This window comes from Pseudonocardia sp. TMWB2A, from assembly GCF_017312135.1.
Genome location: NZ_QKQY01000001.1, coordinates 474,995 through 486,728 on the forward strand (window position 1 = coordinate 474,995; position 11,734 = coordinate 486,728).

8 protein-coding genes and 1 tRNA gene are annotated in these 11,734 nt (G+C 59.0%); 6 read left to right on the forward strand and 3 right to left on the reverse strand.

The features are described 5' to 3' along the window. The first annotated feature begins 7 nt into the window (after nucleotides 1–7). Nucleotides 8–83 (forward strand) — tRNA-Ala (locus tag DMP17_RS02175). 22 nt (nucleotides 84–105) lie between these two features. Here DMP17_RS02175 and DMP17_RS02180 read toward each other — a convergent pair. Then, nucleotides 106–720, reverse strand: coding sequence for a DUF4126 domain-containing protein (locus DMP17_RS02180; protein ID WP_337827442.1), 615 nt, complete (start codon nucleotides 718–720; stop codon nucleotides 106–108). A 213-nt stretch (nucleotides 721–933) separates the two neighbouring features. Here DMP17_RS02180 and DMP17_RS02185 point away from each other — a divergent pair, with 213 nt between their 5' ends. From DMP17_RS02185 to DMP17_RS02195, 3 genes are all read left to right on the forward strand, one after another. Beyond that, nucleotides 934–1,713, forward strand: coding sequence for an NUDIX hydrolase (locus tag DMP17_RS02185; protein ID WP_337827443.1), 780 nt, complete (start codon nucleotides 934–936; stop codon nucleotides 1,711–1,713). Between the two features lie 359 nt (nucleotides 1,714–2,072). Next, complete coding sequence (locus DMP17_RS02190) at nucleotides 2,073–2,297, forward strand: hypothetical protein (RefSeq protein ID WP_337827444.1); 225 nt, start codon at nucleotides 2,073–2,075, stop codon at nucleotides 2,295–2,297. Nucleotides 2,298–2,654: 357 nt separating this feature from the next. Beyond that, entirely contained in the window at nucleotides 2,655–4,376 is a 1,722-nt protein-coding gene (locus tag DMP17_RS02195; protein WP_337827445.1) for a DEAD/DEAH box helicase, read from the forward strand. A 21-nt stretch (nucleotides 4,377–4,397) separates the two neighbouring features. Here the strand turns inward: DMP17_RS02195 and DMP17_RS02200 are convergent, their stop codons facing one another. Then, nucleotides 4,398–5,246, reverse strand: a complete 849-nt coding sequence (locus tag DMP17_RS02200; protein ID WP_337827446.1) for a carbon-nitrogen hydrolase family protein — start codon at nucleotides 5,244–5,246, stop codon at nucleotides 4,398–4,400. 129 nt (nucleotides 5,247–5,375) lie between these two features. Between DMP17_RS02200 and DMP17_RS02205 the strand changes: the two genes are divergently transcribed. Then, a complete protein-coding gene (locus DMP17_RS02205) occupies nucleotides 5,376–8,324 on the forward strand; it encodes an insulinase family protein (RefSeq protein WP_337827447.1) in 2,949 nt (982 codons plus the stop codon). A 162-nt stretch (nucleotides 8,325–8,486) separates the two neighbouring features. Here DMP17_RS02205 and DMP17_RS02210 read toward each other — a convergent pair whose 3' ends face one another. Continuing rightward, on the reverse strand, nucleotides 8,487–10,274 hold the full coding sequence (locus DMP17_RS02210; protein WP_337827448.1) for a cation:proton antiporter domain-containing protein: 1,788 nt from the start codon (nucleotides 10,272–10,274) through the stop codon (nucleotides 8,487–8,489). Nucleotides 10,275–10,455: 181 nt separating this feature from the next. On the opposite strand from DMP17_RS02210, the gene DMP17_RS02215 reads away from it, so the two are divergent. Beyond that, nucleotides 10,456–11,703 carry an FAD-dependent oxidoreductase gene (locus tag DMP17_RS02215; protein ID WP_337827449.1) on the forward strand — a complete coding sequence of 416 codons (1,248 nt, stop codon included), beginning with the start codon at nucleotides 10,456–10,458 and terminating at the stop codon, nucleotides 11,701–11,703. The last annotated feature ends 31 nt before the right edge of the window (nucleotides 11,704–11,734 follow it).

Here is an 11,734-nt window from a genome sequence, read left to right on the forward strand (position 1 = left end):
TCCGGATGGGGCTGTAGCTCAGTTGGTAGAGCGCGTCGTTCGCAATGACGAGGTCAGGGGTTCGATTCCCCTCAGCTCCACCATCCCACTTCAAATGCGATATATTCAAGCGTCCGGATAAGGTTGCGGCGGCCTGCGGCTATCACCGAACAATTTTTTGAGCAGGCGGCGCAGATAATAAAGCACGACCAGCACCGCGATCAGCATTACCACCGCGATAATCACCGCCGCGACCGGATTGGCGAGCGCGAGGACGAGGAGGCCGGTCGTGGCAACATCTTCCCCCGCAGACACTGCGATATTGGAAAAAGGTTCAGGGCTTGCGTTGACCACCGCGCGGGTGCCAGCCTTCGCGCCGTGGCTGAGAAGCGCCGCGCCGCCGCCCAATAGAAAGGCAATCACCTGCCAGGCTGGATCCTGTGCGCTCACTACGGACATGGCGAGCAGCGCGCCGCCAACAGGGCGCACCACCGTATGGACCGTATCCCACACACTATCGAGCCATGCGACCTTATCAGCGAAAAATTCCGCAATCGCCCCAATCGCCGCGACTCCCATCACCCAAGGATTAGCCAGCACATTGAGGATGGCGAGATTATCGGGAAGGTCGATCCAGTTCATATAGCGCGCTAAACCAACCGCAAAAACGGTGAGATAGAGCCGCCAGCCCGACAGTAAACTGATGCTCCCGGCAAGGCCCAGAAGTTCGATGATACCCATAAGGCTCCTCTCCCATATGCGCACCCGAAGGCTCGGGTCGCTATATCCCGCCACTATACCCCTTACCGCAATCCGGCTTTTTGCTGCATTTTGTAAGGGCTATGCGGAGGGCACTATCGTCTGACGGCTTGAACAAATCAATCCAAGGTGTGACAATGGGGTTAGAAACCCGATGCCGCTATTTGCGTCGGGGGCAAAGAAGCAAGGATAGGCATGACGGTGGAGCATCCGGTGCAAAAGGCGATTCCCGCCGCAACTCTGGTGATTTTCCGTGAAGGAGACGCGGGCGATACGCCGGTGCAGCTTTTGATGGTGCGCCGCGCGGATACGATGGTGTTTGCAGCAGGCGCTGCGGTCTTCCCCGGTGGCCGGGTTGATGCCGACGACCAATATCTCGCCAAAATCTTTGCGCCTGCGCTGGAGCCGGACGACGGTGCCGCGCGCATTGCCGCTATCCGCGAAACGCTGGAAGAAACCGGTTTGGCGGTGGGCATTGCCCATCAATCGAACGCCGCGACGTTGGCCGAGGCGCGCAAGGCCATCCTTAAAGGCACGGATTTTTCGGAAATTGTGCAGGCGCATGGCTGGGTGTTGCATCCGGACCAGTTGATACCGTTTGCCCGCTGGCGGCCCGCGCATTTGCACGAGCGCATCTTCGACACGCGCTTTTATATTGCGCATGACCATCAGGGGACGAGCGAAGTCACGGTCGATACCAGCGAAAATAGCCATGCGTTCTGGACCAGTGCGCAAGCGATGATTGACCGCGCCGACAGTGATGAAGGGCATATTATTTACCCGACGCGGCGTAACCTTGAACGGCTCGCCCAATTTGCCTCTTTTGCTGAAGCGCGAGACCATGCGCTGGCGCATGATGTGAGAATCATTACCCCTTATTTCGAAGAACGCTACGGCGAGCGCCATTTATGTATCGAATCGGGGCTTGGTTATCCGGTCACGAGCGAGCCGGTGCGCTCGATCAAACGGGGGTGAAGCAGCAAAACAGGTTGCGCTGCACAAAAAATTACCTCCGCTGTTGTAAATCAGCATCACCCAGTGCCTATACATAAGCAGGGTAGAAAAATTGACCGTTTTTAGCCAATAATTAATTTAACTACCGTAACAACATAGCCACGAAACAGGCATTGCCATTTTACATTTCCGTATTTTTCACCGGATATTTCCGGTTTAGGGGAACATTCGGGTTGCCTATTCGTAAGGAAGTCGCTAGCTGAAACCGCGACATCGTAGTGAAGTAGTGTCTGCACGAAAGGTGCTAGCGTTCTTTCGTGGTTCACGGAATACTACTCGGTACAATGTTGTAGAACGTCCAGTGGATGGAGAATTGTATAATGAATATCGTCAAGAAGGCATCTGTTGCGCTTGCTGTCGCTTCGATGGCTGTGGCTCCCGTTGCTGCTTCGGCTGCTCCGGTTGCACGCGCTGAAGCCAGCATGACCGAGCAGAATGATCTCCGCGGCAGCGGCATCATCCTGGCTCTGCTTGCTGCAGCTGCTGTCATTGCCGGCATCATCATCGCTGCTGATGGCACCGATGACAAGCCGACCAGCCCGTAATCAGTTTTTCTGATTTCGAGTTAGAAAAGGGAGCCCCTCGCTTCGGCGGGGGGCTTTTATTATGAAGGCTTATCTCTATATAGGCCTGTAACATGCGGTATGGCGTAACGGCCATGCGGCAGTTTTATAAGGAATGGCGATATTAAGCTGTTCCTGTCTGCGCCCGTGATAAACGGGTGTTAACCCGATGGTGGCGTGAGAGGACGGACTTAAATCCCGTCAGGCCATATTTTTTTTGAAGCTTCCCTTTTTTCACGCAGGGTGTTTCGCAACCCCTTTGTGCGTTGCGCGCCCGGAATCCGCCCGAACGAGGCGGTTCGTTTTCGCGCAATGCGTTGAACTATAACGGAAGTAATCATGTCTTATTTTACTGATCTCGGCTTGGCCGAACCCATTTTGCGCGCGCTTGAAGCGTCGGGCTATGATACGCCGACGCCGATCCAGACGCAGGCTATTCCGGCATTGCTGGAAGGCCGCGACCTGTGCGGGATTGCACAGACCGGCACGGGCAAGACCGCCGCGTTCGCGCTGCCCTCGCTCGATTATCTCGCGCGCAACCCCAAACCGCGCCCGATGGGGAGCTGCCGGATGCTGATCCTGTCGCCCACGCGCGAACTGGCCGCGCAAATTGCGGAAAATTTCCGCAAATATGGTCGTTTCCTGAAATTGTCGGTCGAAACCGTATTCGGCGGCGTGCCGATTGGCGGCCAAATCCGCAAGCTTCAGGGCGGAGTCGATGTACTGGTGGCAACGCCGGGGCGTCTACTCGACCTTATCGACCAGCGCGCCTTCAACCTTAAGGGCGTTGAAATTTTCGTCCTCGATGAAGCCGACCAGATGATGGATATGGGCTTTATCCAGCCGCTCCGCCGTGTTGTGCGGTTGCTCCCCGCCAAGCGCCAGAGCCTGTTCTTTTCGGCAACTATGCCATCGGACATCGCCAATCTGTCGCAGCAATTCCTGACCGATCCGGTGCAGGTCGCGGTCACCCCGCAATCGACCACCGCCGAGCGCGTCCAGCAATATGTGACCTTCATCAACCAGCCGGAAAAACAGGCTTTGTTGACGATGTTGCTGCGTTCGACCGAAATCGAACGTGCGCTGGTGTTCACTCGCACCAAACATGGCGCGGACCGCGTGGTGCGCTTCCTTGAAGGCGCTGGCATTGGCTGTGCGGCAATCCACGGCAATAAGAGCCAGGCCCAGCGCACCACCGCGCTGCAGGGCTTTCGCGACGGGCGCATCAATATCCTTGTTGCGACAGACATCGCCGCGCGCGGTATCGACGTATCGGGGTTGAGCCATGTGTTTAATTTCGAGCTGCCTAATGTGCCGGAACAATATGTCCACCGCATCGGGCGCACGGGCCGTGCGGGCCGCGAAGGCATTGCGATGAGCTTTTGTGCGCCCGACGAAAAGGCGCATCTGCGGGGCATCGAGCGCATGACCCGTGTCAAGCTGGAGCCGGTGCCGCTCCCCGCCAATTTTGCGGAAGCGGCGGCAAAATTGCCCAAGCCTGCGCCCTTGCGTAAAGGGCCGGACCCGCGTCGTGGCGGTTCGGGCCGTCCTGCGCGGCATGAAGGTGCAGGACGCGGAAGCGCGCGTTCGGCTCCGCGTGGTCGCGCCGAATTTGCCGAGCAGATTGAACGCTCGGCAGAAGGCGGCCCTGTTCCCAAACGGTTCCGTGACGGGGGTGCCGCAGGCGAAGCAACCCCGCAGCGCGACTATGCCAACCGCAAGGAACGCGCGCATCAGGCGGGTCGCCATAATGCAGGCGGACAGAATCGTGGTCGCAACCCTGATCGTCCACGTAATAGCAGCTTTGATCCGCTCGGTGCTGGCGGTGCTGGTGCCGGTGGCGAAGAGCGCGGTGAACGCGGCACATCCTTCCGCCCGAAGAAAAATTACGCCAACCGCGTCAAAGCCTATGCTGGCGGACAGGGTGAACGGGCGCAGGGCGAGCGCAGCCAAGGTGGCCAACGTGCGGGCGGACAACGTTCTGGCGGGCAACATCAGGGCGGACAGCATTATGGTGGCCAGCGTCGCGGTGGCGGCAATGGTCGGGGCCGTCAGGGCTAAGCGCGCCTTTCACGCCTATCCTTAAAAAATCTGGACCTCGCCAATGGCTTTGCGGTTGGCGAGGGCAGGGACGGCGGCGCGCACCTTGGCGATCTCCGCCGGGTCGAGTTTCGCAAAGCCGACGCCGTGCGTATCTCCCATATCCAGTAAAATCCTGCCCCACGGGTCGATGACGAGCGAATGGCCATAGGTTTTGCGCCCGTCCTCATGGGGGCCGACCTGTGCCGCCGCAATCACAAATACCCCCGCTTCAATCGCCCGCGCGCTCTGCAAAATATGCCAGTGCGCCTCGCCCGTCGGCACGGTGAAGGCCGCTGGAATGGCGAGCATTGTCGCGCCTGCATCGGTGAGCGCGCGATAAAGGTCGGGAAAGCGCAGATCATAGCAGATGGAAAGCCCCAACCGGCCCCACGGCGTATCGACGGCAACCGGCGCTCCACCCCCTGTATAAGTCGAGGATTCCCGCCAGCTTTCGCCGGTCGCCAAATCCACATCGAACAGATGGATTTTATCATAACGCGCCCGCACCACGCCCTTGTCATCAATAACTAATGTGCGGTTGACGCGCTTATTTCCATCCTGCTCGTCCACAAAAGGCGCGGAGCCGAGATGGAGCCATAAGCCGCTATCGCGCGCGGCTTGCTGCAACGCCGCAATCTCGCTGCTCTCTACCTCATAGCCGATATGCGCCGCTGACCGCTGCCGGTCACGGTCGAGCAACAGCGACATTTCGGGCGCAAATAATATTTTTGCGCCTCCCGCCCGTGCCTCTTCCAAAGCTGCAACAATCTGCGCGCAATTGCGTTGAGGCTCAATGCCGCTGGTCATCTGCAAAAGGGCAATGGTGAATGGGGCGTTGGAACCGGTCATGATGGCCGCATCATACAGAAAAGAAATCCGATCGGAATGTTAACTTCATCCTGTCAGGCCTCCCCCGCACATTCTTTCCGACATCACTATTCACTGGCGAGCAAGCAAACGGGCTTATATAGCTGGTTTATGAAACATCAAAATGTTGTGGCCTCGCGCAAGAAGCGCCCTGCGCTCTTGCTGTCTTTCCTTCTGACCACGGCATTGATGCCGACCTTGGTGCAGGCACAAACTACGCAAAGTCCCGCACCCGCTCCGCCAACGCCGGTCATGGCCACGCATCCGCCGGTACAAGCGCCTGCCATTCCGCCGCTTCCGGCCGATGTCGATACGTCGGCCTGGCTCTACAAGGGCAGCGATATTCCGCCGGACAAGGGCTGGCAGTTCGGCACTTTATCCAATGGCCTGCGCTATGCGGTGCGCAAAAACGGAGTGCCGCCGGGACAGGTCGCGATCCGCGTGCGCGTCGATGCCGGTTCGCTGATGGAGGAAGATAGCGAGCGCGGCTTTGCGCATTTCCTTGAACATCTCCTGTTCCGGGGATCCAAATATGTGCCCGATGGCGAAGCCAAGCGCGTATGGCAACGGCTCGGCGCGACCTTTGGTAGCGACAGCAATGCGCAAACATCGCCGACCCACACCGTCTATCAGCTTGACCTCCCCAATGCGACCGCATCAGGGCTGGACGAAAGCATCAAGATATTGTCGGGCATGGTGCGCGAGCCCAAACTAGACCAGCGCACCATCGACACCGAAAAATCGGTGGTTATGGCCGAACAGCGTGAATCCGACGGCCCGCAACAGCGGCAAGGGGATGCGCAGCGCGAACATGTCTTTGCCGGACAACGGCTTGCAGTGCGCTCGCCCATCGGCACCCCCAAAACCATCGGTGGCGCAACGGCCAGTGCCATCCAGGCGTTCCACGACCGCTGGTATCGTCCCGACCGTGTGGTCATCATCATTTCCGGTGATGGCGATCCGGCGCAATATGCGGGACTGGTCGCCAAATATTTCGGCGATTGGAAAGCTGATGGCGCGGCCCCGACCGACCCCGACTTCGGCGATCCGGTTAAGGGCAAAGCGGTTGCCAAAACAATAGTCGAGCCGACCCAGCCGATGGTCGTGACCTATACGGTCGCGCGGCCTTGGCGGCAGGTCACCGACTCGATCAAATATACGCAAGGCCTGTATCTCGACTATCTCGCCAATATGCTGATTAACCGCCGTCTGGAAAATCGCGCGCGCAACGGGGGCTCTTATCTGGTCGCATCGGTATCGGACGACAAGATCAGCCGCTCGGCGCACGTGACATCGGTGTCGATTGTCCCGCTCAATAATGAGTGGGAAAAGGCGCTACGCGATGTGCGCGGCGTGATCGAGGATGCGATGAAATCACCGCCAAGTCAGGCGGATATTGACCGCGAATTTGCGACCGTCGATGCTTTCCTCACCAAAGAGGTAGAAAACCGCCAGAATGAGGCAGGCTCGAAGCAGGCCGATGATTTGGTCAACGCGCTCGATATTCGCGAAACCGTGACGGACCCGACGAACCAACGTTGGCTGTTCCGCTCGACCAAACAATTGGCGACGCCCCAGGCTTTGCTCGAAACCACGCGCAAGCTGTTTTCCGGCACAACCCGTGCGTTCATGTCCAGCCCGATGGCCATACCCGATGCCGAGAAAAAGCTCGCATCGGCGGCGACCGGCACTATTCCGGCGGACAGCAAGGCGCGGCTGGTCGAAAGCAAGGCGACCTTTGACGATCTGCCTAAACTTGGCGCGCCGGGCAGTGTCACCGCTGAAGCCAAGGTGCCGGTGTTTGACATGGACCTCAAACGCTTCAGCAATGGCATGACCGCGCTGGTCTATAATAGCGATATCGAGCCAGGCAAGGTGCGCGTCAATGTGCGCTTTGGCGGCGGGCGCAAGGCGTTGAGCCCGACCGCTCCGAACCTGTTATGGACCGGCCTTTACGGCCTTGAAGCCAGCGGTATCGGCAAGCTCAAACAGAATGATATTGACCGCATCACCAACGGGCGGCTCATCAATCTTGATTTCAATATTGATGATGATGCGTTCGAATTGCGGGCCGAAACCACGCCGCAGGATCTGAAAGACCAGTTGCGTCTGCTCGCAGCCCAGCTTTCCGCGCCTGCGTGGAATCCCGAGCCGGTGCATCGCATCAAAGCGAGCGAGCAGATGGGCTTTGTGTCGCAGCAGGGATCGGCGATGGAGGTTATCAAGCGCCAGTTGGAAGGCTTGCTCCACGGCGGGGACAAACGTTGGATGGCCCCGGACAAGGCGGACATTGACGCGCTGACGCCTGAAAAATTCAAGGCCTTTTGGTCGCCTTTGCTCGCCAATGGACCGGTGGAAATCCAAGTTTTCGGCGATTTGCGCACGGTTGATATCAATGCTCTTTTGACCGAAACCTTCGGCGCGCTGGCGGACCGTCCGGCGACCATTCCGGCAGCACATGCCAATGTCACCCCCTTGGCGGTCGGCAAAGCGCCGGTTACGCTCACCCATAAGGGCGACGATAACCAAGCCGCAGCAGTCATCGCTTGGCCGACCGGCGGCGGGCTTGCCAAGGTCAAGGAAGGGCGCGGGCTCGATGTGCTGGCGGCGATCTTCACCGACCGTCTGTTCGACCGGATGCGGCAGGAGCAGGGCGCAAGCTATGCCCCGCAAGTGGTGAGTGAATGGCCGGACAGCCTAAACAATGGCGGCACCTTGATGGCCGTCAGCCTGCTCCAACCCGATGATGTCGCGAAATTTTTCGAAATTTCACGCAGCATCGCCGCTGATCTTGCCAAAACACCGCCGACGGACGACGAACTCCAGCGCGCGGTCGGCCCGATCAAAGAGCAGGTGGTGCGCGCTTCGTCCGGCAATATGTTCTGGATGCTGCAACTGGAAGGGGCAACGAGCGAGCCGCAGAGGTTCAATTCGCTGCGCAACTATATTGCCGACCTTGCAAGCGTGACGCCTGCCGACATCCAGCGCATGGCCAAGCAGTATATGACCCCGAACGGGGCTTGGACGATGCAGGTCATGCCGGAAAAAGGGCCGAAATAAGGGGCGGGTTTACGCTCCTTATTTCCCGAACGCCCGTCATTGCGAGCCGCGAAGCGGCGCGGCAATCCAGAACCGAATAGCACAGGCGTCCGCGTTTGACTGCTCTGGATTGCCGCGCGCCTAACGGCGCTCGCAATGACAATAAAGGGAGCCGACCGCGCCTTACCCCTCACTTGGCTTAGGCTGAGGCATTTGTGTCCGTCGCAAACGGGGCTCTTCGTCCATGTCACCCTTGCGCATGATTTCGGACCGCATTTCCGCGCGGCGTTCATGGATCGACGCGATCACCGGGCCCATCGCGATGCCCAAATCCACCAGCACCGCTTCGGAAAGCTGTAACGAGCTTTCCAGCGTTTCCGGCACCGCATCGGTCGCGCCTGCTTTATAGAGGGCAGCAGCATGGTCGGCATCGCGCGCGCGGCTTACAATCGGCACGTCGGGCCAGTTTTTGCGGATTTGCGCGGTCGAGCGCACCTGCTGCACCGGATCATTCATCGTCATGACAATCGCTGCGGCATTGTCGAGATTGAGCCGGTTTAGCATTTCGGGCCGCGCGGTATTGCCGAAAATCACCTTATAGCCGTCCGCGCGCGCGGCGATGACCACATCAATATTCGCCTCGACAGCAAGATAGGGCTGGCCGTGCCGCTCCAGCATGTCGGCGACCACCTGCCCCACGCGGCCAAAGCCCAATATGATGGTGCGCCGCTCGCCGCTGTCGGCATCCATAATCTGCTGCAAATCGCCGCTTTTATTTTCGATGCGCCGCGCAATATATTGGCCGAGTTTCGCCAGCAAAGGCGTGATGGTGAGGCCGATGGCCGTCACAATCTGCCAGAATTGCGCGGTTTGCATACTGATAATGCCCGCCGCCAGCGCCGTTGTTAAAACGATGAGCGTGGTTTCCGAAGGCGAGGCCATGAGCAGGCCAACTTCCGCCGACAGCCCCTTGGGCGCGCCCGAAAAACGCAGCAGCAAACCCGTCACCACCGATTTTATCAGCACCACGCCGACCACCGCCATCAACAGGTCCGGCCATTGTTTGAGGATGGTCGCAATGTCGAGACTCATGCCGATGGTGATGAGGAACACCCCCAAGGCCAGCCCCTTGAACGGCGCGGTCATGGTTTCAACCTCGCCATGATATTCGGTTTCAGCGATGAGCAGCCCGGCCAGCAGCGCGCCGACAATCGGCGACAGGCCGACGCCCGCGGTCGCCAGACTGGCGACAATCACGACGAGCAGGCTGGCCGACAGGAATAGTTCGGGGCTTTTGGTGCGCGCGGCTTGGGCAAATAGGCGCGGCAGGAAAAAACGGCCGGCGAGGAACAATATGATGATGGTGAGCGCGCCAAACCCCAGCGTTTCGAACAGGCCATCCCAGCCATCTTTGCTCGCATAAGGCGCCATAGCACCAAGCGCGAAGATGATCGGGACCAGCGCCAGATCTTCAAATAAGAGCATCGAAAAGGCGGCTTTTCCGACCGGGCTTTTGGTGCCGACCATCGGCAGCACCAGCGCGGTCGAGGATAAAGCGAGCGCGAGGCCCAGCCCGATCGCGCCTTTTTCCGACAGGCCAAAGCCGTAAAGGATGAGCGCAATCAGCGCGCCGCAGCCTAGCAATTCTGCCGCACCTACGCCGAACACTTGCCGCCGCATCGACCATAAACGCTTGAAACTCAGCTCCAGCCCAATGGAAAAGAGCAGCAAGATGATGCCGAATTCGGCAAAAGGCGCTATCCCTTCCGGGTCGGTGATGGTGACATAAAAAAGCCAGGGATAGTCATCCACCAGAGAGCCGAGCGCGGACGGGCCGACCAACACGCCGACCAGAATGAAACCGATCACCGGGCTGATGCGGAACCGCGCAAAGGCCGGGATGACCAGCCCCGCCGCGCCTAAAATCACCAACGCGTCCGAAATATCGCGGATCAGCAGGTCAGACGCCAAACCGCCCTCCGTGCATCGGGAAGCGGGCAGGGGACAAAAGGCAAAGGCGCGGCGATAAATTCATGACATAGGGTCTATGGCGCAGGGGCCGCACTGAACAGAAAAAAATCGTGCGCTAGTGACTTTTCTTGCGCCTTTGGCCAATCTTGGCATTGTTTTTGTTTCCGAAGGAGGCCCTATCATGTCCCGCTCCCTCCTTGTTATCGGCGGCGGCCCTGCCGGTATGATGGCCGCTTTGCTGTTCGCGCGCGCTGGCGTGCCGGTGACGGTATTTGAAAAACATATCGATTTCTTCCGCGATTTTCGCGGCGATACGGTGCATCCCTCGACGATGGAGATACTCGACCAGTTGGGGCTGCTGGATATGTTTCTCGCGCGGCCGCATAGCCGGATTGATAGCGCGCAAACCCGCTTTGGAGGCAAAGATTATAAGCTTGGCGATTTGAGCCATTTGCCAACGCCCGCGCCCTTTATCGCGATGATGCCGCAATGGGAATTTCTAGACTTTCTCCGCGATGAAGCGATGCGCTACCCGCATTTCACGCTCCATATGAAGGCCAAGGTCGCGGGGCTGGTCGAAGAAAACGGGCGGGTTGCGGGGGTGCAATTGGACGATGGCCGCATCATCACCGATGGCGGCGGGCTGGTCATTGCGGCAGACGGGCGCGGCTCTATCGTGCGCGATAATGCCGGGTTTGAGGCCGAAATATTGGGCGCGCCGATGGATATATTATGGTTCCCCATCCCCAAATCGCCGAACGCGCAAGGGGGCTTGCGCGGCGTTGTAGATGGCGGTGCGATGATGGTGATGATCGACCGCAGCGATTATTGGCAATGCGCCTATCTCATCCCCAAAGACAGCGCGGAAGCGTTGAAAGCCGAAGGGATAGCGGCGTTCCGCGCGCGAATAGAAAGGCTCGCGCCAGAGCTTGCACCGCTCGACACGGTGCTGACCGATGTGGCGCAGTTGAAACTGCTCTCGGTCGCGCTCGATAGGCTCAAAAACTGGTCGAAGCCGGGGTTGCTCGTCATCGGGGACGCGGCCCACACCATGTCGCCGATTGGCGGTGTGGGGATTAATCTTGCTATTCAGGATGCGGTCGCGGCGGCCAATATCCTCGCAGGGCCGATGGCGCAGGGGGCAGCAATAGACGCGCTGCTCGCCAAAGTGCAGGCCCGCCGGATGCTCCCCACGCGGCTCATTCAGGTCGGACAAAGATTGGCGCAAAACGGGTTGATTACCCCCTTGCTGCAAGGCAAAGGCCCGACGAAAGCCCCGTGGATAGTGCGGCTACTCGACCGCTACCCGCTTTTGCAACGGATCCCCGGGCGGATGGTCGGCTTAGGCATAAGGCGGGAAAGAGTGGAGAGTCCGGAAGGCGGCGCATTAAACCCCCTTCCACTTGCGGGCGGGGCAACGCAGACTTAGGAATTTGAACATAGTGAAAATTCTTAGTCGT